The 24,792-nt window shown below is 39.6% G+C and carries 41 protein-coding genes and 1 pseudogene (1 of these 42 running past the window's edge); 2 read left to right on the top strand and 40 right to left on the bottom strand.

Translation table 11 applies throughout. The features are described from left to right. Nucleotides 1-49, bottom strand: the 5' portion of a protein-coding gene (locus BAOM_RS00865; RefSeq protein ID WP_127758689.1) for a KinB-signaling pathway activation protein. Its footprint begins 623 nt before the window's first position; only the first 49 of its 672 coding nucleotides appear in the window; the start codon lies at nt 47-49; the stop codon falls past the left edge of the window. 139 nt (nt 50-188) lie between these two features. On the opposite strand from BAOM_RS00865, the gene gerD reads away from it, so the two are divergent. Then, complete coding sequence (gene gerD, locus BAOM_RS00860; protein ID WP_127758688.1) at nt 189-791, top strand: spore germination lipoprotein GerD; 603 nt, start codon at nt 189-191, stop codon at nt 789-791. A gap of 119 nt (nt 792-910) precedes the next feature. On the opposite strand, the gene BAOM_RS00855 is transcribed toward gerD, so the two are convergent. From BAOM_RS00855 to BAOM_RS00840, 4 genes are all read right to left on the bottom strand, one after another. Next, nucleotides 911-1,963 (bottom strand): Mrp/NBP35 family ATP-binding protein, encoded by a 1,053-nt coding sequence (locus BAOM_RS00855; RefSeq protein WP_127758687.1) that lies wholly within the window; start codon nt 1,961-1,963, stop codon nt 911-913. Between the two features lie 112 nt (nt 1,964-2,075). Next, nucleotides 2,076-2,798: an N-acetylmuramoyl-L-alanine amidase CwlD gene (cwlD, locus tag BAOM_RS00850; RefSeq protein ID WP_127758686.1), complete on the bottom strand. Its 723-nt coding sequence runs from the start codon at nt 2,796-2,798 to the stop codon at nt 2,076-2,078. A 72-nt stretch (nt 2,799-2,870) separates the two neighbouring features. Continuing rightward, nucleotides 2,871-3,296 carry a DUF2521 family protein gene (locus tag BAOM_RS00845; RefSeq protein WP_127758685.1) on the bottom strand — a complete coding sequence of 142 codons (426 nt, stop codon included), beginning with the start codon at nt 3,294-3,296 and terminating at the stop codon, nt 2,871-2,873. Nucleotides 3,297-3,459: 163 nt separating this feature from the next. Next, nucleotides 3,460-4,140 carry a DUF6944 family repetitive protein gene (locus BAOM_RS00840; RefSeq protein ID WP_127758684.1) on the bottom strand — a complete coding sequence of 227 codons (681 nt, stop codon included), beginning with the start codon at nt 4,138-4,140 and terminating at the stop codon, nt 3,460-3,462. A 378-nt stretch (nt 4,141-4,518) separates the two neighbouring features. Here BAOM_RS00840 and BAOM_RS00835 point away from each other — a divergent pair, with 378 nt between their 5' ends. Next, nucleotides 4,519-5,610, top strand: coding sequence for a polysaccharide deacetylase family protein (locus tag BAOM_RS00835; RefSeq protein WP_127758683.1), 1,092 nt, complete (start codon nt 4,519-4,521; stop codon nt 5,608-5,610). Nucleotides 5,611-5,987: 377 nt separating this feature from the next. On the opposite strand, the gene rpsI is transcribed toward BAOM_RS00835, so the two are convergent. The 35 genes and pseudogenes from rpsI to rplC form a co-directional block, all read right to left on the bottom strand. Continuing rightward, nucleotides 5,988-6,380: a 30S ribosomal protein S9 gene (gene rpsI, locus BAOM_RS00830; RefSeq protein WP_119118237.1), complete on the bottom strand. Its 393-nt coding sequence runs from the start codon at nt 6,378-6,380 to the stop codon at nt 5,988-5,990. A gap of 20 nt (nt 6,381-6,400) precedes the next feature. Then, entirely contained in the window at nt 6,401-6,838 is a 438-nt protein-coding gene (gene rplM, locus BAOM_RS00825) for a 50S ribosomal protein L13 (protein WP_127758682.1), read from the bottom strand. A gap of 216 nt (nt 6,839-7,054) precedes the next feature. After that, on the bottom strand, nt 7,055-7,801 hold the full coding sequence (gene truA / locus BAOM_RS00820) for a tRNA pseudouridine(38-40) synthase TruA (RefSeq protein ID WP_127758681.1): 747 nt from the start codon (nt 7,799-7,801) through the stop codon (nt 7,055-7,057). Between the two features lie 13 nt (nt 7,802-7,814). Next, nucleotides 7,815-8,612, bottom strand: coding sequence for an energy-coupling factor transporter transmembrane component T family protein (locus BAOM_RS00815; protein WP_127758680.1), 798 nt, complete (start codon nt 8,610-8,612; stop codon nt 7,815-7,817). Then, nucleotides 8,612-9,478 carry an energy-coupling factor ABC transporter ATP-binding protein gene (locus BAOM_RS00810; RefSeq protein ID WP_127758679.1) on the bottom strand — a complete coding sequence of 289 codons (867 nt, stop codon included), beginning with the start codon at nt 9,476-9,478 and terminating at the stop codon, nt 8,612-8,614. Before BAOM_RS00810 ends, BAOM_RS00815 begins: the two co-directional genes overlap by 1 nt. Beyond that, nucleotides 9,454-10,293, bottom strand: a complete 840-nt coding sequence (locus BAOM_RS00805; protein WP_127758678.1) for an energy-coupling factor ABC transporter ATP-binding protein — start codon at nt 10,291-10,293, stop codon at nt 9,454-9,456. Before BAOM_RS00805 ends, BAOM_RS00810 begins: the two co-directional genes overlap by 25 nt. Nucleotides 10,294-10,747: 454 nt before the next feature. Continuing rightward, nucleotides 10,748-11,110, bottom strand: coding sequence for a 50S ribosomal protein L17 (gene rplQ / locus BAOM_RS00800; protein ID WP_127758677.1), 363 nt, complete (start codon nt 11,108-11,110; stop codon nt 10,748-10,750). Nucleotides 11,111-11,160: 50 nt separating this feature from the next. Beyond that, nucleotides 11,161-12,105: a DNA-directed RNA polymerase subunit alpha gene (locus BAOM_RS00795; RefSeq protein WP_119118230.1), complete on the bottom strand. Its 945-nt coding sequence runs from the start codon at nt 12,103-12,105 to the stop codon at nt 11,161-11,163. A gap of 179 nt (nt 12,106-12,284) precedes the next feature. Next, on the bottom strand, nt 12,285-12,674 hold the full coding sequence (gene rpsK, locus BAOM_RS00790; protein WP_028390438.1) for a 30S ribosomal protein S11: 390 nt from the start codon (nt 12,672-12,674) through the stop codon (nt 12,285-12,287). A gap of 22 nt (nt 12,675-12,696) precedes the next feature. Further along, nucleotides 12,697-13,062 (bottom strand): 30S ribosomal protein S13, encoded by a 366-nt coding sequence (gene rpsM / locus BAOM_RS00785; protein WP_127758676.1) that lies wholly within the window; start codon nt 13,060-13,062, stop codon nt 12,697-12,699. Nucleotides 13,063-13,084: 22 nt separating this feature from the next. Beyond that, nucleotides 13,085-13,198, bottom strand: coding sequence for a 50S ribosomal protein L36 (gene rpmJ / locus BAOM_RS00780; protein WP_003156543.1), 114 nt, complete (start codon nt 13,196-13,198; stop codon nt 13,085-13,087). 41 nt (nt 13,199-13,239) lie between these two features. Next, entirely contained in the window at nt 13,240-13,458 is a 219-nt protein-coding gene (gene infA, locus BAOM_RS00775; RefSeq protein ID WP_028390440.1) for a translation initiation factor IF-1, read from the bottom strand. Nucleotides 13,459-13,482: 24 nt separating this feature from the next. Continuing rightward, nucleotides 13,483-13,808 (bottom strand): annotated as a pseudogene (locus tag BAOM_RS24780) (M24 family metallopeptidase); the annotation flags it as partial. A gap of 162 nt (nt 13,809-13,970) precedes the next feature. Next, nucleotides 13,971-14,624 carry an adenylate kinase gene (locus BAOM_RS00765; RefSeq protein WP_127758675.1) on the bottom strand — a complete coding sequence of 218 codons (654 nt, stop codon included), beginning with the start codon at nt 14,622-14,624 and terminating at the stop codon, nt 13,971-13,973. A gap of 58 nt (nt 14,625-14,682) precedes the next feature. After that, nucleotides 14,683-15,975, bottom strand: coding sequence for a preprotein translocase subunit SecY (gene secY, locus BAOM_RS00760; protein ID WP_127758674.1), 1,293 nt, complete (start codon nt 15,973-15,975; stop codon nt 14,683-14,685). Beyond that, nucleotides 15,975-16,415 carry a 50S ribosomal protein L15 gene (gene rplO / locus BAOM_RS00755; protein ID WP_119118226.1) on the bottom strand — a complete coding sequence of 147 codons (441 nt, stop codon included), beginning with the start codon at nt 16,413-16,415 and terminating at the stop codon, nt 15,975-15,977. Before rplO ends, secY begins: the two co-directional genes overlap by 1 nt. 31 nt (nt 16,416-16,446) lie before the next feature. Further along, complete coding sequence (gene rpmD / locus BAOM_RS00750) at nt 16,447-16,626, bottom strand: 50S ribosomal protein L30 (protein ID WP_119118225.1); 180 nt, start codon at nt 16,624-16,626, stop codon at nt 16,447-16,449. A gap of 13 nt (nt 16,627-16,639) precedes the next feature. Next, entirely contained in the window at nt 16,640-17,140 is a 501-nt protein-coding gene (rpsE, locus tag BAOM_RS00745) for a 30S ribosomal protein S5 (protein ID WP_119118224.1), read from the bottom strand. A 22-nt stretch (nt 17,141-17,162) separates the two neighbouring features. Next, on the bottom strand, nt 17,163-17,525 hold the full coding sequence (rplR, locus tag BAOM_RS00740; RefSeq protein WP_119118223.1) for a 50S ribosomal protein L18: 363 nt from the start codon (nt 17,523-17,525) through the stop codon (nt 17,163-17,165). Nucleotides 17,526-17,557: 32 nt separating this feature from the next. Further along, a complete protein-coding gene (gene rplF / locus BAOM_RS00735) occupies nt 17,558-18,094 on the bottom strand; it encodes a 50S ribosomal protein L6 (protein ID WP_127758673.1) in 537 nt (178 codons plus the stop codon). Between the two features lie 30 nt (nt 18,095-18,124). Further along, entirely contained in the window at nt 18,125-18,523 is a 399-nt protein-coding gene (rpsH, locus tag BAOM_RS00730) for a 30S ribosomal protein S8 (protein ID WP_127758672.1), read from the bottom strand. Nucleotides 18,524-18,553: 30 nt separating this feature from the next. Then, on the bottom strand, nt 18,554-18,739 hold the full coding sequence (locus BAOM_RS00725; protein ID WP_050613643.1) for a type Z 30S ribosomal protein S14: 186 nt from the start codon (nt 18,737-18,739) through the stop codon (nt 18,554-18,556). Between the two features lie 21 nt (nt 18,740-18,760). After that, nucleotides 18,761-19,300 (bottom strand): 50S ribosomal protein L5, encoded by a 540-nt coding sequence (gene rplE / locus BAOM_RS00720; RefSeq protein ID WP_127758671.1) that lies wholly within the window; start codon nt 19,298-19,300, stop codon nt 18,761-18,763. 28 nt (nt 19,301-19,328) lie between these two features. Beyond that, complete coding sequence (rplX, locus tag BAOM_RS00715) at nt 19,329-19,640, bottom strand: 50S ribosomal protein L24 (RefSeq protein WP_127758670.1); 312 nt, start codon at nt 19,638-19,640, stop codon at nt 19,329-19,331. A gap of 42 nt (nt 19,641-19,682) precedes the next feature. Then, on the bottom strand, nt 19,683-20,051 hold the full coding sequence (rplN, locus tag BAOM_RS00710) for a 50S ribosomal protein L14 (RefSeq protein ID WP_119118219.1): 369 nt from the start codon (nt 20,049-20,051) through the stop codon (nt 19,683-19,685). 42 nt (nt 20,052-20,093) lie between these two features. Further along, the gene (gene rpsQ / locus BAOM_RS00705; RefSeq protein ID WP_127758669.1) at nt 20,094-20,357 is read right to left on the bottom strand and encodes a 30S ribosomal protein S17; all 264 of its coding nucleotides are present in this window, start codon (nt 20,355-20,357) and stop codon (nt 20,094-20,096) included. Nucleotides 20,358-20,376: 19 nt separating this feature from the next. Continuing rightward, nucleotides 20,377-20,580 (bottom strand): 50S ribosomal protein L29, encoded by a 204-nt coding sequence (gene rpmC, locus BAOM_RS00700; protein ID WP_028390454.1) that lies wholly within the window; start codon nt 20,578-20,580, stop codon nt 20,377-20,379. After that, nucleotides 20,570-21,004, bottom strand: coding sequence for a 50S ribosomal protein L16 (gene rplP, locus BAOM_RS00695; RefSeq protein ID WP_119118218.1), 435 nt, complete (start codon nt 21,002-21,004; stop codon nt 20,570-20,572). Before rplP ends, rpmC begins: the two co-directional genes overlap by 11 nt. A gap of 1 nt (nt 21,005) precedes the next feature. Beyond that, on the bottom strand, nt 21,006-21,662 hold the full coding sequence (rpsC, locus tag BAOM_RS00690) for a 30S ribosomal protein S3 (RefSeq protein ID WP_119118217.1): 657 nt from the start codon (nt 21,660-21,662) through the stop codon (nt 21,006-21,008). A 3-nt stretch (nt 21,663-21,665) separates the two neighbouring features. Then, complete coding sequence (gene rplV / locus BAOM_RS00685) at nt 21,666-22,007, bottom strand: 50S ribosomal protein L22 (RefSeq protein WP_127758668.1); 342 nt, start codon at nt 22,005-22,007, stop codon at nt 21,666-21,668. A gap of 17 nt (nt 22,008-22,024) precedes the next feature. Continuing rightward, nucleotides 22,025-22,303 carry a 30S ribosomal protein S19 gene (rpsS, locus tag BAOM_RS00680; protein ID WP_127758667.1) on the bottom strand — a complete coding sequence of 93 codons (279 nt, stop codon included), beginning with the start codon at nt 22,301-22,303 and terminating at the stop codon, nt 22,025-22,027. A 60-nt stretch (nt 22,304-22,363) separates the two neighbouring features. Further along, nucleotides 22,364-23,194 (bottom strand): 50S ribosomal protein L2, encoded by an 831-nt coding sequence (gene rplB, locus BAOM_RS00675; protein WP_127758666.1) that lies wholly within the window; start codon nt 23,192-23,194, stop codon nt 22,364-22,366. Between the two features lie 25 nt (nt 23,195-23,219). Next, nucleotides 23,220-23,504 (bottom strand): 50S ribosomal protein L23, encoded by a 285-nt coding sequence (gene rplW, locus BAOM_RS00670; protein ID WP_127758665.1) that lies wholly within the window; start codon nt 23,502-23,504, stop codon nt 23,220-23,222. Continuing rightward, complete coding sequence (rplD, locus tag BAOM_RS00665) at nt 23,504-24,127, bottom strand: 50S ribosomal protein L4 (protein WP_127758664.1); 624 nt, start codon at nt 24,125-24,127, stop codon at nt 23,504-23,506. Before rplD ends, rplW begins: the two co-directional genes overlap by 1 nt. A gap of 25 nt (nt 24,128-24,152) precedes the next feature. Continuing rightward, nucleotides 24,153-24,782, bottom strand: a complete 630-nt coding sequence (gene rplC, locus BAOM_RS00660) for a 50S ribosomal protein L3 (RefSeq protein WP_127758663.1) — start codon at nt 24,780-24,782, stop codon at nt 24,153-24,155. Between the last annotated feature and the right edge of the window lie 10 nt (nt 24,783-24,792).

The following is a 24,792-nucleotide window of genomic DNA, read 5'->3' as shown; positions in this document are numbered from 1 at the left end:
CAACAAGCAACGTTGTCATAAATAAGCGAACTACATTACGACTGTTCATAACAAACCTCCAATTTTTACTATATTTTCTATTTAATTGTATCAATTCATTTTCTGAAAATCTAATATAATGGCGACTGTGCATAAAATTGATTGATTTAATCATATTAAAAGTAAGAAAACTGAAAGGGGCACTGCCGATGAAAAATGGGGTCGCTTTTTTGTTGATTTCGCTTTTCATCATTTGTACAGGCTGTAATCAAGAAGGTACGAATGAAAAAGTCGACTATGAAGAAACGAAGAAAATGGTTGTCGATATTTTAAAAACAGATGACGGAAAAAAGGCGTTACAGGAAGTACTCAAAGACGAAAGCATGAAAAATGAAATTATTATGAATAATGACACCGTAACAAAAGCGATTGAAAGTACCCTCACTTCCGATAAAGGAAAAGAATTTTGGAAAAAAGCATTTGAAGATAATGAGTTTACAAAAGCTTATGCTAAAGCTTTACGATCTGAACATAAGAAAGTGTTAAAAGAACTTGCCAAAGATCCAGCCTATCGCACATTGTTAACCGATACGATGAAGGAACCTGATATTCAAAAAGAAATCACCAATATTCTCAAACAAAATGAGATGCGGAAAATTTATAAACAGCTCATTGTTGAAACAGCAGAAAGCCCGCTCGTAAAAGCACAAGTCGAAGAGGCTATTCAAAAAGCTGCCACAGAAGCCGTTGAGAAGCAGAAAAAAGAAGAAGGTGGCGGCGGTGGCGAAGAAGGCGGCGGCGAAGGATCATAATAAAAAAAAGGGCCTGTCCTATAAGTCATTTATTGACTATTAGGACAGCCCTTCTTTATTTTACTTAGAAAAGTCTAACTGCGAAAAGTCTAACTGCGCTGTAAAAACTCATTTGTTCCTTACTGCAATTTATTAATAACTTTCGTTGCGATATCTTCGAAAATTTTTCCAATTCGATGATCTGCTGCATAAATCGATGGAGCAAAATCTTCTTCATTCCAATCAGGCTGCTGTAGAGGTAACTGGCCCAGCACTTCTGTACGAAGTTCTTCTGCTAGTTTCTCTCCGCCGCCTTTTCCGAAAACATATTCTCTCTCTCCTGTCACCTTACTTTCAAAGAACGACATGTTTTCAATAACACCGATTACTTCATGTTCCGTTTTAATCGCCATTGCCCCCGCACGTGCTGCAACAAATGCAGCTGTTGGATGTGGAGTTGTAACAATAATTTCTTTACAAGCTGGAAGCATCGTATGAACATCTAAAGCAACGTCCCCTGTGCCCGGCGGTAAATCTAATACTAAATAGTCTAAATCATCCCACTCTACTTCTTGGAAGAAGCTATTTAGCATTTTCCCAAGCATCGGTCCTCTCCAAATAATCGGAGCATTATCTTCTACAAAGAAGCCCATGGAGATAACTTGTACACCAAAACGTTCCACGGGAATAATCTTTTCTCCACGTACAACTGGTCGTTTTGTAATACCCATCATATCCGGTACACTAAACCCATAAATATCTGCATCGACTAACCCTACTTTTTTCCCTAAACGCGCTAGCGCTGTCGCAAAGTTCACCGAAATAGTTGATTTACCAACGCCGCCTTTTCCGCTCGCAATGGCAATAAATTTCGTCTTACTATTTGGAGATAATAAGCCAAGATCTTCTTCCGGCATACTTTCACGGTGTTTCGCTAACTCTTCTTCAGAAAGTTCAGTGAATCGAATACCTACAGATGCTGCTCCAGCCTCTTTCAATAGCTCAACCACCTGCATTTGTAATTGCATTTGCTCAGATGTACCTGTTTTCGCAATAGCCAACTTCACACTTACATGATTTTTTTCAGGCTTTATTTTAATTTCTAATACACCATTTGTTTCTACTAAGCTTTTATGAAGAAAAGGGTCGTTTAACCCCTTTAATATATCCAGTACTTTCTCTTCTGTTAACAAGTTCGAGCACCCCTTCGTAAGTTGTTTTCTTTTACCAATAGTAGTATAACATACTACAGAATAAATGCTTAATTGCCAAAACTCAAAACAAGAAAAAGAGCCTTTTTGCACCTTAAGGCTCTTCTTTTTCCGTTATCTTTTCCTCAGTTAAATAACGTAGTACTCCTTTATAAATCGAAGCTGCAATTTGCTCTTGGTACTCCTCTTTCACTAAGCGTTCCCTCTCTTCAGCATTTGACAAAAAGCCAATCTCAACAAGTGCTCCTGGCTTCTTAGCGTAGTCCATTAAATATACTCGGTTAATCGTTTTGGCATAGCGGGATGTGTTCTCCAAGTTTCGAATAATTTCTGCCTGAATAAATTTTGCCAACTGTTCATTTTCTTCATAACGCTTAGTGTAAAAAGTCTGTGCCCCTTTCGAGCTTTTTGAGGGGAAAGCATTTAAATGAATACTGAGAAATAAGTCCGCTTCTGATTCATTAATTAACTCGACTCGCTTGCGTAAATCCTCACTTTTACGAAGATAAATCCCTTTCGTGTCTTTCGCTGCTAAATCCGAGTCATCTTCCCTTGTCAAAATGACTAATGCACCTTGTTCTTGCAAATAATCTCGTAGTTTTAACGTTACGTTTAGGGCAATATCTTTTTCCATTACATTGCCTATATTCGCTCCCCCGTCCATACCGCCATGACCTGCATCTAGCACGATAACTTTTCCAGATAAGGGTAAATTCCAAGCGTTCCATGAATCATCTTCCACAAACTTCACTGTCACAATTAGAAAAAGAATGACTATACCTAACGCAAATCCTCCATACTTTAGCTTCCTTGTCATTTGCTCTCCTTCCATTTGCCCCTATACATTAAAAATATGGGACGAACTACGGAATTAGAACAAATTCTAGCTTCAGTGCAGCTTCATTTTATGACGCTTTTCCCCTGTTTTAAATCCATCCTTCCACCAAGCCTCTACATATCCTTCACAGCGATAATAGAGCCCCTCTTCAAAATTCTCATTTGAGCCAATCTTGCCCCAATAGCGAATAAAATGAAACAGCGTATCAACCAAATACTTCTCCTCTTGAAAGCATCGTGCCCTTACCTCTTCTTCAGACTCTCCATAATAACCAAATTTGCTATAATGCGCTCCCAGTAAAAAGGCTTCTATGGCGATATCTAAGCACCCTTCCTCCACCACATCTATGTAGCCTTTATCAAAGTACTGTACAAAACGCTTTTTGACCTGTTCAAGCGATAGTTCTCGAAGGATTCTCCGCTCATACTTAATCTGCTTCTCTCTCTGCCGCTCCTGTAAATCCATAATTACATTCACGATTGTCCCCCCCATTTTCCGAATCACTCGTAAAGAACGAGGATAAAACTAGTTTTCACTCCCCCTCTGTACACATGCCTGTTTTTTTATAGAAAATTTAATGACTCACTTCATCGTTAAAAACTAATGACACCCAACTACAAAACTTGGATGTCATTGCTTTTTAATTAAAATCATTTTTAAATGGTTCACTTTCACACTCTTTTATTTGTCCAATCAAAGATAGGACAGAACCCGTAGCCTGAATCCAACTCCCACTAACTGTTAATGATTCACCATTTTTATCTTCACTGTTGTTTTTTTCAAAAGTCAAATAGGAACTATAACTTTCAAAGTTTTTTTCATCTTTTTCATTATTCTTTTCTAAATCATATATTCCACCTATTGCTTGCAAGGAATTCCCTATGGATTGTAATAAATTCCCGATAATGTTATAAACCTGACCTGCACTTGTATCTCCTTCAATCTCGTCAGCAAACGACACAAGTCCGCCTAAGGCTTGCATCCAGTTTCCTGTAATGATTAATTTTTCCTCTGTTTCATTTTCAAAATCAATAAGCAGTCCCATAATTACTGTACTATTCCCCATTGCCTGAATCTCACTTCCGACCGCCCCAAGAGATACTCCTCCTGCCCCATCAGCTTGTAGGGCATTCCCTGTTGCCTGCAAGGTATTTCCGTACAAATCTAAATTTTCTCGAAAATCATCGTTTAAAAATTTCAATGGCGTATTTCCAATAGCAGAAAGAATGGTTCCGATAGCTACCACCGCTGCACCAAAAACTTCCTTAAATTGATTATTCGTTAGATTTAAATCAATTGATTCTTTCAATTCGTTATCCATTTGTAACCTCTCCACCATTAAGGGGTTATGTAAAGTATATTCAAATGAATGGGCCAATGCGCATAGTAATCAAATATTTACTCCGTATTTAACCCCGTAAGTCAAGAACGACCAGCTGCTTAGCCAAAAATCATTTCATTAACAATATTGGCGAAAATGGCATACATTCGACAACTTTTCATAATATCGCTACTAAACCTAATCTCTCAACTGAGGGTGAAGAGATATTAAAACCGAATAAAACGATTTACTGAAAGCCTGATTTATCGGGCTTTTTTCTTTCTCCCCATCAGCCTCCATTGGGGAATATTTCTTGGTTGTAATACTACATAGAAAGGGAAACCTAAAATGGAAAATTAAAATAAAGGAGACATCAAATTGAAGAGGAAAAGGATTTTTTTTAGATTTCTAATCAGTTTTACCTGCGTGACCTTGTCTTTTTTTCTTTATTCTATCACTAATCATGCAAGTGCGAGTGAATCCATGCTGCCTGAAGCATCCATTTTCATAGATGGGGAGCCTATCACCACCAAATATACGATGAGAGAAGGCCACTTACTCGTACCTGCCCTTTTCCTTAAAAATACCGGGGTGTATGTTGATTGGGATGAAAAGTATCAGTCCGTAGTATTTAAATTGAAAAAAACACTGTTTGCATTACCTGTAGGGAAAAGATTTACTGATGACTATGTTGGAGGTGTATGGAAACGGTCTCCTTTGCCAACAGAGACGATTGAGTTAGAAGGAGAACCTTATGTACCAATTGTTACGGTTGCACAAAAATTGGGAATGGAAGTAAGGTATGATCCACATATTTCCCGAACCTTTATTCAGACTAATTTCTCTGTTAAGACAAATAATATTAAGCAGCTTAATACTACAGAAAAGCTTGTTGCCTTGACATATGATGACGGGCCAGATAATGTTTATACACCTCAAATTCTAGACATTTTAAAAGAAAAGAATGTTAAGGCGACCTTTTTTATAATGGGAAAACAAGCTAGGGCATATCCTAATGAGGTAAAAAGAATGGTAAATGAAGGACATGCCATTGCAAATCACACATATTCTCATTTTAATACAAGAAAAATTTGGACAGATAAAATTCGAAAAGAAATTCTCTTAACACAGGCAGAACTAGAAAGAGTTGTTGGAAGAAGACCCGATATATTTAGACCGCCTTATGGGGCCTATACGAAAGCAGATATGCAGCTGTTTAATGAACTTGGAATGAGAAATATTCTATGGTCTGTTGATACACTTGATTGGAGTGGAGCAACTGCAGACGATATTTTGGAAATCATTCACCGTGATACTTCACCTGGAGGTATTGTGTTGCTTCATAACTTCCAGTCTGACACTCCTCTATTAAAAGGAAGCGTTGAGGCACTCCCAGGAATCATTGATGAACTACGGGCAAAAGGATATAAATTTGTAACGGTTCAATCCTTATTAGCAAGTCAAGGATAGAGTGTTACAACCAGCAACAGGTTGAGGAGAAAAGAGAAGGTAAGGAGTATTAGAATTCCTTGCCTTTTTCATTATTATTGATACTTACTGCTACATCTTCGCGTCGATTGTACTAATTGCCCACTGTATACATCCACTTAAAAACCTCAGTTCAGACTTACCCCGTTTTTTCTGTTGAACTAAACCTGGTTACGGATTCACTCTAGCTACTTACTCCCCCTTACTCTTAACACAACCTGAGTACAGGCAAACTTGGCAAGTTGGTACATATAGCATTTACACCTTTTACCCCTAACAAGTCAAAATACGGTCAAAAGTACTTTTGAGGCATAAAAAAGACCCCCAACCAAATTGGTTGAGAGCCTTGAAACGTAAAATTAACGTTTTGAGAACTGAGGAGCACGACGTGCACCTTTAAGACCGTATTTTTTACGTTCTTTCATACGTGGGTCACGTGTTAATAATCCAGCAGATTTAAGAGCTGGACGGAATTCTGGATCTACTTGAAGCAATGCACGAGCGATACCGTGACGGATTGCGCCAGCTTGACCAGTGTATCCTCCACCACTAACGTTTACAAGAACGTCGTAGCTTCCAGTAGTTTCAGTAGCAACTAGTGGTTGGTTAACAACTAAACGTAGTGCTGCGAATGGGATGTATTCATTAATGTCACGACCGTTGATTACGATGCGACCTTCGCCTGGTACTAAACGTACACGAGCAACTGAGCTCTTACGGCGACCAGTACCATAATATTGAACTTGTGCCAAGATAGTAACCTCCTTAATAATTATCCGCGTAATTCATATACTTCTGGTTGTTGAGCAGCATGTTTGTGCTCTGGACCAGCGTATACGTGTAATTTTTTGAATTGTTGACGACCAAGAGAATTCTTTGGAAGCATACCTTTGATTGCTAGTTCAAGCATTTTCTCTGGGTAGTTTGTACGCATCTCAAGAGCAGTTCTTGTTTTAAGACCGCCTGGGTGCATAGTGTGACGGTAATAAATTTTGTCAGTTAATTTTTTACCAGTCAATTCGATTTTTTCTACATTGATTAGAATTACATGATCACCAGTATCAACGTTTGGTGTAAATGTTGGTTTGTGTTTACCACGTAGAATGGAAGCTACTTCTGCAGCTAGACGACCTAAAGTTTGACCTTCAGCATCGATCACATACCATTTACGTTCCACTTCGTTAGCTTTCGCCATAAATGTCGTACGCATGGTTATCCTCCTAAAAACAGTTAAATTTTTAATATTTATCTTCATCACAATAAACTTCCGGGGCTTATCGCGGGATTAAAATACATACCATATTATATTAAACTCTTCCAGAAGCCTTGTCAAGCGAATGTTACACCAGGGCTAGTTGTCTTGGTGAATAACAAATCCCTTTATGAAGCCATTTCTAGAAGAAATCATCAAAATTAGTAAAAAAAATTAATTTTCGGGATAGTATACTTCCCATAAATATAGCCCATGACCTGGTGCTGTCTTCCCAGCAGCCTGACGATCACACTTGGCTAAAATATGCGGCAAATCAGTCGCCTGCTTCTTGCCGCTTCCGACCTCAAGCAATGTGCCAACAAGAATTCGAACCATATTATATAAAAATCCCGTGCCGAAAAAGCGAAACACCAGCGAATCGCCTTGCTCCTTCACTTCAATCTCATGAATCGTTCGAACTTTATCGACAACACTCGTATTCGAGGCACAAAAACTCGTAAAATCATGTGTACCTACTAGATATGAAGCAGCTTCTCTCATTGCCTCCAAATCCAATGGATGTGTATAATGATACGCATAGTGACGTTGAAATGGATCACGCAGCGGACTGCGTTCCACCCTATAACGGTATTCCTTGCCGATTGGATTAAATCGTGCATGAAAGTCATCAGCGACCTGCTCAACCGCTAATACGACGATATCGTTCGGTAATAAGGCATTGAGCGCCTTCTGCCAGTTTTCAGCAGGCAAAGCATTCGTAGAGTCAAAGTGAATAACCTGTCCTTTGGCGTGCACCCCAGCATCTGTTCTTCCTGATGCCGTTACTTTTACATGCGTACCCTTATGCATTTTTCCAAGTGCCGCCTCAAGCTCACTTTGAACCGTTCGTTTTTCCGGCTGCACCTGATAGCCTGCAAACGCTGTACCATCATACGAAATAATACATTTATATCTTGGCATTATTTTTTCCCTCTTATGAACGTAATAGAACTAATACACCCGTTAAAATGACAAGCCCGATCATACACAAACTATCTATCATACCCCAGTGAAGCTGGCGATATTTCGTTCGCCCTTCTCCGCCTTGGTAGCCGCGTGCTTCCATCGCTGTTGCCAATTCCTCAGCCCGCTTAAAAGCACTAACAAACAAGGGTACTAACAGGGGAACAATCGCTTTAATACGATTCTTAATCGGCCCAGAAGAAAAATCGACTCCTCTAGCAATTTGTGCTTTCATAATTTTATCCGTTTCTTCCATCAAAGTTGGAATAAAGCGGAGAGCAATGGACATCATTAACGCCAACTCATGCACAGGTACCTTCCATTTTTTCAATGGATTTAACAATTCCTCCATTCCATCTGTAATCGAAATAGGAGTAGTCGTTAACGTTAATAAAGACGTTACCAAAATCAAAAATGTAAAACGCAAAGAGATAAATATCCCTTGTCGCAAGCCGCCTTCATAAATTTCCAGCCAGCCCAGTCGATACAGCACTTCGCCTTCTTTTGTAAACAAGATATGAACTAGGAACGTAAAGATAATTAATAACAAAACCGGCTTTAACCCACTAATTAAGAAACGAATCTTAATTTTTGAGAGTAAGATAATCCCTAGCGTAACTAAACCAAGAAGGCTATATGTTACTAGATTATTAGCCAAAAAAACGATACATACAAAAAAGAAAACGAGCAAGAGCTTTGCACGCGGGTCCATTCTATGCATCACAGAGTTCGCCGGAACATAACGCCCGAAAATCATTTTATCTAGCATTAGCGGTTCCCTCTTTTCATTGCTTTATCTATTTCAATTGCTAAATCATCAATATTTAAACAAGGCTTATCAAAACGAACACCGAGCTCTTTTTGCAGCTTCAATTGAAAGCGCACCGTATCAGGCACATCTAGGCCTAATTCAAGCAATTGCACAGGATCTGAAAAAATTTCTTGCGGGGAGCCTTTTTTAAAGACAGACCCTTGATGCATAATCACGATTTCATCAGCATACTTCGCCGCATCTTCCATACTATGTGTTACAAGTATCGTCGAAATGCCTCGCTTTTTATGCAAGTCATAAAACATGTCCATAATTTCTTTGCGACCACGTGGATCAAGCCCTGCCGTTGGCTCATCTAAAACGAGTACATCCGGTTCCATCGCAAGCACACCTGCAATGGCCACACGTCTCATTTGTCCTCCTGATAAATCAAACGGTGACTTCTCTAAAATATCTTCTGCTAAGCCTACGTGCTGAATCGCCTTTCGGGCAAGTACTTTGGCATCCGCTTCCGACACACCAAAATTCATCGGTCCAAAACAAATATCCTTCTCCACCGTTTCATCAAACAATTGATGCTCAGGAAATTGAAACACAATCCCTACTTTTTGACGAATCGAACGTAATTGTTTCTCTTTACGCCCCGCTTCAATTGTTCGATCTCCAATGATAATCCGCCCTTTAGTAGGCTTTAATAGCGCATTCAAATGCTGAAGAAGCGTTGATTTTCCGGAACCAGTATGTCCAATAATAGCCGTATATGAGCCCGAATCAATAGAAAGATTCACATCATGCAAAGCAAGATGCTCAAACGGAGTATTCGCTTGATAGCGATATTCTACATCTTCGAGTGTAATTCGCATAAATCCTTCACCAACTCTTCCTCTGTCAAATGCCCATAGTCAATCGCTACGCCATTCTTTTGTAAAGCTTTGCTTAGTTTAATAGAAAACGGAATATCAAGGCCTAGCTCAATAAGCTCCTTTTCCATTTTAAAAATATCACGTGGCGTGCCTTCTCGATATAATTGTCCTTTATTCATGACAATTATACGATCCGCTTTCGCAGCTTCCTCTAGATCATGCGTAATAGAAATAACAGTAAGTTCCTTCTCCTGCATCAATTCCCTTACTGTCTCCAATACTTCTTCACGTCCTCTTGGATCAAGCATCGAAGTCGCTTCATCCAAAATAATAATATTGGGCTGCAGTGCTACCACTCCTGCAATCGCGATTCTTTGCTTCTGTCCGCCAGAAAGATGGTGCGGCTCTTGATTGAGAAATTTACTCATTTTCACCTTCGATAACGCGTTTTGCACACGCTCCACCATCACTTCTTGGGGGACACCGACATTTTCTAAACCAAAAGCCACATCATCTTGAACAGTGGTACCTACAAACTGATTATCAGGATTTTGAAACACCATGCCGATTTGCCTACGCACATCCCACACTGTTTCTTCTGTTAACACTTTATCATTCACTGTAATTGTCCCAGTCTGTGCAAATTGAAGGCCGTTTAATAATTTTGCTAATGTTGACTTTCCGGATCCGTTATGACCAACAATCGCCAACCATTCGCCCTCATATATATCAAACGATACATCATTTAAAGCAAAGTTCTTTTGTCCCTCATATTTGAACTTAATATTCTCTAAGGAAACCAGTTTCTTTCTCATTGTGGCCCTCCTTCCCCTCAAACTACGTCTACACTTAGCTCAACCCAATTGCAAATAAAAGTATTAATTTTGAATATAAAAAAACGCTGCACCCCTTCCACCGAAATATCTTTCGGTAAATTAAGAGCAGCTTGGTTTTACAATCTATTTCGACAAATAGATTAATCTTATATACACTTTATTGATTAAAGTGGGAAGGGGTACTTGAGCTAGACGAGAAGGCTCCTGCAAAGCAGGTACACCAGCCATCGTAACACTCAATGCGTATTTCATATATAAAGCAACATTGCATCATTCAACTCGTAAAGAAAATAGACAATATCCCCATGATCTTTACGGAACTAAACGCAAGTATGAATCAAAAAAAACTTAAATTTTCATATATAAAAAGAAAAAGGGCAAAGAACAAGTGAGTTTATTCATCATCTGTCCTGCCCTTTTTCATCGAAAGTTATTAAACTAATTCAATAACCACGACTGGTGCACCGTCACCGCGGCGTGGACCCATTTTTAAGATACGAGTGTAGCCACCTTGGCGTTCTTCATAACGTGGAGCGATGTCTGCGAATAATTTTTGAACAGCATCTTGTCCTTTTTCAGCATCAGCTACTTCATTACGAATAAATGCTGAAGCTTGACGACGTGCATGTAAGTCACCACGTTTACCAAGAGTGATCATTTTTTCTACAACAGAACGTAATTCTTTTGCACGTGCTTCTGTAGTTTCAATGCGCTCATGGATGATAAGATCCGTAGCTAAATCACGAAGTAATGCTTTACGTTGTGCGCTAGTGCGCCCTAACTTTCTGTAACCCATTAGAGATTCCCTCCTTTGTTGAAATTCTATATTATGTCATGTAATAGATATTAGTCGTCTTTACGAAGACCTAAACCTAATTCTTCTAGTTTCGCTTTCACTTCTTCAAGTGATTTACGACCCAAGTTACGAACCTTCATCATATCTTCTTCCGTTTTATGAGCAAGCTCTTGAACGGTATTGATTCCAGCACGTTTTAAACAGTTGTAAGAACGAACAGAAAGATCTAATTCCTCGATTGTCATCTCCAGAACTTTTTCTTTTTGATCTTCTTCCTTTTCAACCATGATTTCAGCATTTTGTGCTTCGTCTGTCAAACCAACAAAGATATTTAAATGCTCCGTTAAAATTTTTGCTCCAAGGGCAATCGCTTCTTGAGGTCCTGTACTGCCATCTGTCCAAACATCCAACGTTAGTTTATCAAAATTAGATAATTGTCCAACGCGTGTGTTTTCTACTTGATAAGAAACACGGGAAACAGGAGTGTAGATTGAATCAATTGGAATTACACCAATTGGTTGATCTTCTCTCTTATTTTGAACAGCCGGAGTATAACCACGACCACGTTTCGCTGTTAGGCGCATACGCATATGACCGTTTTTACCGATTGTTGCGATATATAAATCCGGGTTAAGAATTTCTACATCACTATCATGGGTAATATCAGCCGCTGTAATGACACCTTCACCTTGAACATCAATTTCAAGCGTCTTTTCTTCATCGGAGTAAATCTTTAGAGCAAGCTTTTTCACATTTAGAATGATAGAAGTCACATCTTCTACGACGCCTTCAATTGTTGAGAACTCATGCAAAACTCCATCAATTTGTATAGCTGTGACAGCAGCACCTGGGAGTGAGGATAATAGAATACGACGTAAGGAGTTACCCAAAGTTGTACCATACCCACGCTCTAGTGGCTCTACGACGAATTTACCGTATTTGGTATCGTCGTTGATTTCAACCGTTTCGATTTTTGGTTTTTCTATTTCGATCATTAATAAACCCTCCTTCAAAACGTCAAAACCCCGGCTAGTGGGATTAATCACTATAACCGAAATTCCCCATGTATACGTTCCCGCTGTGCGCAACAACTGAAAATTTAATAATTCTGTAAGAACGCAAACCTAGTATTATATCCCATTATAGACAGGAATACAAAATCTATACAGAAAGATTAAACACGGCGACGTTTTGGTGGACGGCATCCGTTATGTGGAACTGGAGTTACGTCTTTGATAGCTGTTACTTCTAGACCAGCAGCTTGAAGTGCACGAATAGCAGCTTCACGTCCAGCACCAGGTCCTTTAACAGTAACTTCTAGAGTTTTCATACCATGTTCGATTGATGTTTTAGCAGCTGTTTCAGCAGCCATTTGTGCAGCGAATGGAGTAGATTTACGTGAACCACGGAATCCTAAAGCTCCTGCACTTGACCAAGAAATAGCGTTACCATGAGAATCAGTAATCGTAACGATAGTGTTGTTGAAAGTAGAGCGAATATGTGCAATACCAGTTTCTATATTCTTTTTCACACGACGTTTACGTGTATTAGTTTTACGTGCCATGAAAAGTAACCTCCTTTTCTAATTATTTTTTCTTGTTAGCTACTGTACGACGAGGTCCTTTACGCGTACGAGCATTATTTTTAGTGTTTTGTCCACGAACAGGAAGACCACGACGGTGGCGAAGACCACGGTACGCGCCGATTTCCATTAGACGCTTGATGTTAAGAGAGATTTCACGACGAAGGTCGCCTTCTACTTTTAACTTGTCAATGATGTCACGAATTTTGTTTAATTCGTCTTCTGTTAAGTCACGAACGCGAGTATCTTCAGAAACACCTGCTTCTGCAAGAACTTTGATCGCAGTTTGTTTACCAATACCATAAATATATGTTAATGAGATAACAATACGTTTGTCACGGGGAATATCTACTCCAGCAATACGTGCCATGCTTGAGTGCACCTCCTTCTAATTAGCCTTGTTTTTGTTTATGTTTAGGGTTTTCGCAAATAACCATTACTTTACCTTTTCTGCGGATAACTTTACATTTCTCACAGATTGGTTTGACTGATGGTCTAACTTTCATTGCTATCTAACCTCCTTATACAGATCGGAGCGTAACCAGATTTATTTAAATCGGTATGTGATTCTGCCGCGAGTTAGATCATACGGGGAAAGCTCAACCGTAACTTTATCTCCAGGCAAAATACGAATAAAGTGCATACGAATTTTACCGGATACATGAGCTAAAACAGTATGACCATTTTCTAATTCTACCTTAAACATTGCATTTGGCAAAGTCTCTTGTACTGTGCCTTCTACTTCAATTACATCGTCTTTCGCCATTAAAGTGATTCTCCCTTCTCTATGGGTGAACTCTAAAAGAGTACACATCTTTCCGTCAACCGTTACTACAGTCCAATCATCCTCTAAAGTCAGTGCATATCTGCATATAGTATTCACTTATTACAACAGCGTTTACCAAACCAGGCTTTAACTGAGGACCTTTATCAGGTGGACCGAAATGAGGAACTTAACTATGGGTCCTCATGTAAGTCTTGACCGATTCCGTGGAAGCCATACTCTCTAAACTCAAGAGAAATAGTGAACCACGACATAGGTTTGAATAGCATGGGAGATATTTGAAAGACGCACGCCTGGCAAGCTTCTTTCAACCCTCTATATAATGACTCTTTAAACCCTTTAGAGTCGCTCTAGTTTCTTCAGTAATTTTGTAGATTTTGAAAAAATCAAAAGCTAGATATTTTGAAGTACTGCGTTGACGCCCGCGAAATTCATTATACCTTTTATCGAAAAAAATTGCATACTTTTTCGCAAATTCCACAAGATTTGTAGAATCAGATGGCTAATCCTTCAAGAAGTGCATCAACATCTTCAAATACCTTATTAATATCTTGCTGGCCGTTAATGTTTTGCAAGTATCCTTTTTCTCCGTAGAAATCAAGGAGTGGCTGCGTTTGTTTCAAATTCACATCTAAGCGATTTTGAACCGTTTCTGCATTATCGTCAGCACGTTGGTAAAGTTCTCCGCCACAGCGATCGCATGTGTCTTCTTTTGCTGGAGGATTAAAAACAAGGTGATATGTCGAACCACAAGATTTACAAATGCGGCGACCTGTTAATCTTTCCATCAAAATCTCTTTATCCACGTCAATATTAATAACAAAATTGATTTGACGATCTAAATCTGTAAGAATATTTTCTAATGCTTCAGCTTGAGCCACAGTACGTGGAAAACCATCAAGCAAGAAACCTTTCTTACAATCATCTTTACTTAATCTTTCACGGACAATCCCGATTGTAACTTCATCTGGTACAAGCGCACCTTGATCCATGAATGATTTTGCTTGTATACCAAGCTCTGTTCCATCTTTGATAGCTGTTCGGAACATATCTCCAGTAGAGATATGAGGGATGTTATATTTTTCTACAATCTTTTCAGCTTGAGTACCTTTACCAGCACCTGGAAGTCCCATTAATACTAGATTCATTTGTATTCCCCCTCAAACTCTATAATGGGCATTGGGAACAATCCGTTCCCAAAACTCATTACTTTATAAAACCTTTATAATGGCGTTTCACTAATTGCGCTTCAAGTTGTTTCATCGTATCAAGGGCTACCCCAACCACGATAAGAAGACTTGTTCCACCAATCTGTGCAGATTGAGGAAGATCAGCAATTTTAATGAAGAATACCGGTAAAACGGCAATGACTGCTAAAAATATAGAGCCAACAAACGTTAAACGATATAATACGCTCGTTAAATAATCTTGTGTATTCTGACCAGGACGAATCCCAGGTACATATCCACCTTGCTTTTTCAAATTATCAGCCATTTGTTCAGGATTAACCTGAATAAAGGCATAAAAATAAGCAAAAGCAATAATAAGAGCCACATAAATAATCATACCGATTGGTTCCGTATAATTAAATGACTTTTGAATCCATTCTGTTACACTATTCTGTTCAAAGAATGTAACAATGGTTGTAGGTGTAATAAGAAATGCCATCGCAAAGATTACCGGAATAACCCCTGCAGCATTCACCTTTAATGGTAGGTGAGTAGATTGCCCACCCATTTGTGTACGACCTGCCGCAGCGCGCTTCGCATATTGGATCGGAATTTTACGTAGTGCTTGTTGAATAAAGATAACAGCCACTATGATTGCTAATACTGCTAAAGCTATAAGAACCATGGTTACGATTCGTAAGAAAAGTTGTTCTCCAGCATCTTCAAACTGCTGAGCATAAATTTGATTAATTGTCGTAGGAAAACTCGCGACAATCCCAGCAAAGATAATGATAGAAATACCGTTACCTACACCTTTAGACGTGATCAGCTCTCCTAACCACAAAAGAAAAGCCGTACCCGCGGTTAAAACAGTCGCAATAAGCAAATACGTTCCAATGCTAGGGTCTTCTACTAAACCACTATACATACTATTGAATCCATAAGACATTCCTAATGCCTGAATAAATCCAAGAATAATGGTAAAGTAACGAGTGAATTGAGCTAGTTTACGACGACCAGCTTCCCCTTGCTTAGACCATTCAGTAAACTTTGGAACAACGTCCATTTGAAGCAACTGAACAATAATAGATGCCGTAATATACGGCATAATACCCATCGCTAAGATGGAGAAATTTTGCAAGGCACCGCCGCCAAAGGTATTTAATAAACCAATGACGCCTAACTCTTCCTGCGCTGTGAAAACATCGGCATTCACATTCGGTACAGGAATAAATGTACCGATGCGATAGACGATTAGCATTAGCAGGGTAAAGAAAATTTTATTTCTTATTTCACCCACACGCATAAAATTGGAGATCGTACGAAACATCAGATCACCTCTGCAGTACCGCCAGCAGCTTCGATAGCTTCTTTAGCAGCTGAAGAGAATTTGTTAGCTTTAACAGTAAGCTTTTTCTCGATGTTCCCTTTTGCAAGAATTTTGATTCCTGCTTTTTCTTTACTTACAATACCTGTCTCGATTAATAGAGCAGGTGTTACTTCTGTACCGTCTTCGAAACGATTTAACGTATCAAGATTCACGATAGCATAGTCTTTACGGTTGATGTTTGTAAATCCACGTTTTGGTAAACGTCTGAATAATGGTGTTTGACCACCTTCAAATCCAAGACGAACGCCACCGCCTGAACGAGCGTTTTGTCCTTTATGACCTTTACCAGCAGTTTTACCGTTACCAGATCCGATACCGCGACCTTTACGTTTACGTTCTTTACGAGCACCTTCTGCAGGTTTTAACTCATGAAGTTTCATTGTTGGCACCTCCTTGTTATGAGTTATGTTTTTATTGTTCCTTTACAGTAACAAGATGAGCAACTTTGGTAATCATACCGCGAATCGCAGGGTTATCATCATGAACAACTGTTTGATGCATTTTACGTAAACCCAGTGTGTTAACTGTAACGCGTTGATCTTCAGGGCGACCAATCAAGCTACGAGTAAGGGTAATTTCTAATTTAGCCATTTGAATTCCCCCCTTATCCTAACAGTTCTTCTACTGATTTACCACGTAACTTAGCTACGTCCTCAGCACGTTTCAATTGCTTTAATCCTTCGATTGTTGCACGAACCATGTTAATTGGTGTACTTGTACCTAGAGATTTAGAAAGAATATCTTGGATACCACCTAATTCTAAGACTGCACGAACTGGTCCACCAGCGATAACTCCAGTACCGGCAGAAGCAGGTTTTAATAATACGTGACCTGCACCGAAACGTCCGTTAACAAGGTGCGGAATAGTTGTTCCAACCATTGGTAACGTAATTAAGTTTTTCTTAGCATCCTCGATAGCTTTGCGGATCGCATCTGGAACTTCTTGAGCTTTACCAGTACCGAATCCAACGTGACCGTTTTTATCACCAACAACTACAAGTGCAGTGAAACGGAAACGACGTCCGCCTTTTACAACTTTAGCTACACGGTTAACGGTAACTACGCGTTCTTCAAGTTCTAATTTATTAGGATCAATACGACGCATCTGTTTTGTCCCTCCTTATCCATTAAAATTCTAAGCCGTTTTCACGAGCAGCGTCAGCTAATGCTTTTACACGACCATGGAAAAGGTAACCCCCGCGGTCAAATACCACAGTTGTATAACCTTTTTCTACAGCACGTTTCGCAATAAGTTCGCCAACTTTTTGAGCTGCTTCAGCATTGCTAGTAGCTTCTGTACCGATCTCTTTATCAAGAGTAGAAGCACTTGCTAGAGTTACGCCTTTTACATCGTCAATTAATTGTGCGTAAATGTGTTTGTTTGAACGGAACACATTTAAACGAGGACGAGCTTCCGTACCAGAAAGTTTCGCACGGACACGCGCGTGTCTTTTCTGACGAGTAGCGTTTTTATCAAGCTTCGTAATCATTTACGTCACTCCTTTCGTTTACTTATGCGACATTACTTACCAGTTTTACCTTCTTTACGACGAACATATTCACCTTCGTAACGAATACCTTTACCTTTATAAGGCTCTGGTGGGCGAACATCACGGATATCAGCTGCAAGAGCGCCTACACGTTCTTTGCTAATACCTTTAACAATAATCTTTGTATTTGAAGGAACTTCAATTTCAAGTCCTTGTTCAGCTTCAAATTCAACAGGGTGAGAGTACCCAACATTAAGAACTAGCTTGCTACCTTGCTTTTGAGCACGGTAACCAACCCCGATAAGTTCTAATGATTTTTCGAATCCTTTAGAAACACCTTCAACCATGTTTGAAAGTACAGCACGAGTTGTACCATGGATAGTACGGTGCTCTTTTGAATCAGAAGGACGTGTTACTGTAACTACGTTCTCTTCTTGAGCGATTGTAAGATCCGCATGAAATGATCTAGATAATTCACCTTTAGGACCTTTTACAGTTACATCACTACCGTTGATTGTAACTGTAACGCCAGCAGGAATTTCAATAGGTTTTTTACCTACACGTGACATTTAGTGCACCTCCATTCTTGTAACAATGTATTACCAAACGTATGCTAATACTTCTCCGCCTACTTGTTTAGCGCGAGCTTCTTTATCAGTGAAAACTCCTTGAGAAGTTGAAACAATTGCGATACCTAATCCATTAAGAACGCGTGGTACTTCACCAGTTTTTGCGTATACACGTAAACCAGGTTTACTAATACGTTTTAATCCAGTAATTACACGCTCGTTGTTTCCACCGTATTTTAAGAAGATACGGATGATACCTTGTTTATTGTCTTCGATAAACTCAACGTCACGTACGAAGCCCTCTTTTTTCAAGATCTCAGCAATATCTCTTTTGATCTTAGAAGCAGGAACTTCTAATTTTTCGTGACGTACCATGTTCGCATTACGGATGCGAGTAAGCATATCTGCAATAGGATCTGTCATGACCATTTTATTTTACCTCCTTCCCAAACTCGGGTTTTACCAGCTAGCTTTTTTCACGCCAGGAATTTGTCCTTTATATGCAAGTTCGCGGAAACAAATACGGCAAAGTTTAAATTTACGGTATACAGAATGTGGACGTCCGCAACGTTCGCAACGTGTATATTCTTGTACTTTAAACTTAGGTCCGCGCTTTTGTTTTACGACCATAGACTTTTTAGCCACGTTATAGCCTCCCTTTTTTGATTACTTTTGGAACGGCATTCCGATTTGAGTAAGTAGTTCACGAGCTTCTTCATCTGTATTAGCAGTCGTTACAATAACGATGTCCATACCACGAACTTTGCTCACTTTATCGTAGTCAATCTCAGGGAAGATCAGCTGTTCTTTTACACCTAATGTGTAGTTTCCACGACCATCAAATGATTTTTTTGAAACGCCGCGGAAGTCACGTACACGTGGTAAAGAAACAGAAACTAGCTTATCAAGGAATTGATACATACGTTCTCCACGTAGTGTAACCTTCGCACCGATAGGCATACCTTCACGTAAACGGAAGCCTGCGATTGATTTTTTTGCTTTTGTTACTACAGGTTTTTGACCAGCGATTTGTTGTAATTCTTCAACAGCAACATCTAGTGCTTTTGAGTTAGCAACAGCATCACCCACACCCATATTAATAACAACCTTTTCGATCTTTGGTACTTGCATTACTGATTGATAGTTGAATTTACCCATTAAAGATGGAGTAATTTCGCTTTGGTATTTTTCTCTAAGGCGGCTCATTATTTAGTTACCTCCCTTCATTTATGACTTATTTATCTAAAGTTTCACCTGATATTTTAGCTACGCGTACTTTTTTGCCGTTTTCAATCTTGTATCCAACACGAGTTGGTTTACCTGATTTTGGATCAAGCGGCATAACATTAGAAACGTGAATAGCAGCTTCTAGACTAATAATTCCACCTTGTGGATTAGCTTGTGATGGCTTAGAATGCTTTTTCACGATGTTTACTCCCTCAACAAGCACACGATTTTTCTTTGGGTATGCTGCAAGGATTGTACCTTGTTTGCCTTTGTCCTTACCAGAGATAACTACGACTTTGTCACCTTTTTTAACATGCATTAGCTTCGCACCTCCTTGAAAGGCTTTTACGATATTTATCAATTATAGAACTTCTGGAGCAAGAGAAACGATCTTCATGAAATTGTTGTCACGTAATTCACGAGCAACTGGTCCAAAGATACGTGTTCCACGCGGGCTCTTATCGTCACGGATAATTACACAAGCATTCTCATCGAATTTAATGTAAGATCCATCAGGACGACGTACACCGCTTTTTGTACGTACGACAACTGCTCTAACTACATCACCTTTTTTAACAACGCCACCTGGTGTTGCTTGTTTAACTGTAACAACGATGATATCACCGATATTTGCAGTTTTACGACCAGAACCACCAAGAACTTTAATTGTTAAAACCTCACGAGCACCAGAGTTGTCTGCTACTTTTAAACGAGATTCTTGTTGAATCATGTACGGTACCTCCCTTCGGAATTAGCTTAATCCGAACATAGATTAAATAATAACTGCTTTTTCTACTACTTCTAATAAACGGAAGCGTTTTGTCGCTGAAAGTGGACGAGTTTCCATAATACGTACTACATCGCCAATTTTCGCTTCATTCAGCTCGTCATGAGCTTTGAATTTCTTCGAGTACTTTACGCGCTTACCGTATAAAGAATGCTTTTTATACGTTTCTACAAGGACTGTTACTGTTTTATCCATTTTGTCGGATACAACGCGGCCAGTGTAGACTTTACGTTGGTTGCGTTCGCTCATTCTGCAAACCTCCATTCAATTATCGATTATTGACACCGATCTCTCTTTCACGAACAACTGTTTTCATACGAGCGATCGATTTGCGCACTTCACGGATACGAGCTGTATTTTCAAGTTGTCCAGTAGCTAACTGGAAACGAAGATTAAATAGTTCTTCTTTAAGAGATTTTACTTTTTGTTCAATTTCGGCAGTGGTTAATTCTTTGATTTCATTAGCTTTCACTTGATTCACCACCAATTTCTTCTCGTTTTACAAACTTACATTTAACTGGAAGTTTGTGCATTGCAAGACGTAATGCTTCACGTGCAACTTCTTCAGATACACCAGAGATTTCGAACATTACTTTACCTGGTTTAACAACTGCAACCCATCCTTCAGGAGCCCCTTTACCAGAACCCATTCGGACTTCAAGTGGTTTAGCAGTGTAAGGTTTGCTTGGGAAAATTTTAATCCAAACTTTACCGCCACGTTTCATGTAACGTGTCATTGCAATACGTGCAGCTTCGATTTGACGGTTAGTAATCCAAGAAGCTTCAAGTGCTTGAAGGCCATATTCTCCGAAATGTACTTCAGTACCACCTTTAGCATTCCCTCTCATTTTACCGCGGTGTTCACGACGATATTTTACGCGTTTTGGCAATAACATATTATTTTCCTCCTTCCTCAGATTTCTTCTTAGTAGGAAGAACTTCTCCACGGTAGATCCAAACTTTTACGCCTAATTTACCGTAAGTAGTGTCTGCTTCTGCATGAGCATAATCAATGTCAGCACGAAGTGTGTGAAGAGGAACTGTTCCTTCACTGTAGTGTTCAGCACGAGCGATATCAGCACCGCCAAGACGACCAGAAACTTGCGTTTTGATTCCTTGAGCACCAGCGCGCATAGTACGTTGAATAGCTTGCTTTTGAGCACGACGGAATGAAACACGATTTTCTAATTGACGAGCGATGTTTTCTGCAACTAATTTTGCATCAAGATCTGCTCTTTTGATTTCAATGATGTTGATATGAACTCTTTTACCTGTTAATTGGTTTAATGCTTTACGAAGCGCTTCAACTTCAGTACCACCTTTACCAATAACCATACCTGGCTTAGCTGTGTGTACAGAAATGTTAATGCGGTTAGCAGCACGTTCAATTTCAACTTTTGATACAGAAGCATCGCTTAAACGTTTCGTGATATATTCACGAACTTTAAGGTCTTCATGTAAAAGTTCTGCATAGTCTTTATCAGCGTACCACTTGGACTCCCAATCTCGGATGATCCCAATACGCATACCGATTGGATTTACCTTTTGACCCACAGATTATCCCTCCTTCTTTTCTGATACAACGATTGTAATATGACTAGTACGTTTGTTAATCGCACTCGCACGACCTTGAGCGCGAGGACGGAAACGTTTTAAAGTTGGTCCTTCATTAACGTATGCTTCTGAAATAACTAGGTTGTTGATATCCATTTCGTAGTTATGTTCTGCGTTTGCGATAGCAGACTTAAGAACTTTTTCTACAACTGGAGATGCAGCTTTTGGAGTTAAACGAAGAATCGCAACTGCCTCACCTACTTGTTTCCCTCGGATTAAATCCGTAACTAAACGGACTTTACGAGCTGCAATACGAACTGTTTTAGCGACAGCTTTTGCTTGCATGAGATGCCCTCCTCTCATTAACGTCTTGTTTTCTTATCGTCACTTGCATGACCTTTATAAGTTCGTGTTGGCGCGAATTCGCCTAGTTTGTGACCTACCATATCTTCAGTTACATAAACCGGCACATGTTTACGACCATCATAAACTGCGATTGTGTGCCCGATGAATTGTGGGAAGATTGTTGAACGACGAGACCAAGTTTTTACAACTTGCTTCTTATCTGTTTCATTTAACTTTTCAATTTTAACGATTAAATGATCATCAACAAAAGGCCCCTTTTTTAAGCTACGACCCATGCGAGTACCTCCCTTCGTGATCGTTCTACGGTTCTTTGAATGAACCGTAGTTCAATCCCGTTATTTTTTACGACGACGTACGATAAATTTATCGGATTTGTTCTTTTTCTTACGTGTTTTGTATCCAAGAGTTGGTTTACCCCATGGAGACATTGGTGATTTACGTCCGATTGGTGAACGACCTTCACCACCACCGTGTGGGTGATCATTCGGGTTCATTACAGATCCACGAACTGTTGGGCGTTTACCTAACCAACGTGAACGACCTGCTTTACCGATGTGGATAAGTTCATGTTGTTCGTTACCTACTTGACCGATTGAAGCACGGCATGTAGCAAGAATCATACGAACCTCACCAGAGTTTAAACGTACAAGTACATAACGACCTTCTTTACCAAGTACTTGAGCAGATGTACCTGCTGAACGGACTAATTGTCCACCTTTTCCTGGTTTAAGTTCGATGTTATGGATTACTGTACCAACTGGGATGTTGATTAATGGAAGAGCGTTACCTACTTTAATATCAGCTTCAGGACCTGACATGATCTCCATACCTACTTCTAGGTTTTTAGGAGCTAGGATATAACGTTTTTCTCCATCTACATAGTTAATTAATGCAATGTTTGCAGAACGATTTGGATCGTACTCAATTGTAGCAACGCGTCCTGGTATACCATCTTTATTTCGTTTGAAATCGATGATACGGTATTGACGCTTGTGACCGCCACCTTGATGACGAACTGTTAACTTACCTTGGTTGTTACGGCCGCCTTTACTATGAAGGGGAGCAAGTAATGATTTTTCTGGTTTGTCTGTAGTAATCTCAGCAAAGTCAGAAGTTGTCATATTGCGTCGACCGTTAGAGGTAGGTTTATACTTTTTAATCGCCATTGTATTTCCCTCCTTCTCTTATGAATTAAGCTTCAAATAGCTCGATTTCTTTGCTATCAGCAGTTAGTTTAACAATAGCTTTACGGCGCTTGTTAGTGTAGCCTGCATGTTTACCCATGCGTTTGAATTTCCCTTTGTAGTTCATGATGTTTACTTTCTCAACTTGTACGCCAAAGATTTCTTGAACAGCATCTTTAACTTGAGTTTTGTTAGCTTTCACATCAACTTCAAAAGTGTACTTCTTCTCAGCCATTGCGTCTGAAGAAGCTTCAGTAATTACGGGGCGCTTAATGATATCGCGTGCGTCCATTATGCAAGCACCTCCTCTACTTTTTCGACAGCTGATTTAGTCAAGATCAATTTGTTGTGTGATACAACATCAAGAACATTAAGACCCTCAGCTTCCACTACAGTAACACCTGGGATGTTACGTGCAGAAAGAGCAACTTTCTCATCTACTCCATTAGTAACGACTAATGCTTTAGTATCAACAGAAAGGTTATTTAGAACTGCTACAAACTCTTTCGTTTTTGGAGCTTCGAAAGATAAGCTTTCAAGAACTAAGATGTTCTCTTCTAATGCTTTAGCAGATAATGCAGATTTAATCGCTAAACGACGTACCTTTTTCGGTAATTTGTAAGCGTAAGATCTTGGAGTTGGTCCGAATACAGTACCACCACCACGCCATTGTGGTGAACGGATAGAACCTTGACGTGCGCGTCCAGTTCCTTTTTGTTTCCAAGGTTTACGTCCGCCGCCTGCAACTTCAGAACGGTTTTTTACTTTGTGAGTTCCTTGACGTAGGGAAGCTCGTTGCATAATGATTGCTTCAAATAATACGTGATTATTAGGCTCAATACCAAATACAGAATCATTAAGTTCGATATCTCCAACTTGTGATCCAGTTTGGTTGAACAATGTAACTTTTGGCATTCTAATGCTCCTCCTTTCTTAAATATTACTTCGCTTTAACAGCGTTAGTTACTTTGATTAAGGCTTTTCTCGCACCTGGTACGTTACCTTTAACCAATAGTAAATTACGTTCAACATCAACTTTAACGATAGCTAAGTTTTGAACAGTGATTTTTTCTCCGCCCATGCGTCCTGGTAATAATTTACCTTTGAATACACGGTTTGGAGCAACAGGACCCATTGAACCTGGGCGACGGTGGTAACGAGAACCGTGTGCCATTGGTCCGCGAGATTGTCCGTGGCGCTTGATAGAACCTTGGAAACCTTTACCTTTTGAAATTCCTGTTACATCAACTAGTTCGCCTTCAGCGAAAATATCAACTTTGACTTCCTGACCGATCTCGTATTCACCAAGATTAGCTCCGCGGAATTCACGGATGAAGCGCTTAGGAGCAGTGTTTGCTTTTTCAACGTGCCCTTTTTCAGGTTTGTTTGAAAGCTTTTCACGCTTTGTTTCGAAACCGATTTGAATTGCTTCATAACCGTCTGTTTCAACCGTTTTCTTTTGTAGAACAACGTTTTCCGCAGCTTCGATAACTGTTACTGGAATAAGCTCACCGTTTTCAGCGAAAACTTGAGTCATACCGATTTTTCTTCCTAAGATTCCTTTGGTCATTAGTCACACC

Source organism: Peribacillus asahii, assembly GCF_004006295.1.
In the GTDB taxonomy this organism is placed as follows: Bacteria; Bacillota; Bacilli; order Bacillales; family DSM-1321; genus Peribacillus; species Peribacillus asahii_A.
The sequence above is the reverse complement of the archived record's forward strand: the minus strand, read 5'-3'. Positions and strand labels throughout refer to the sequence as shown.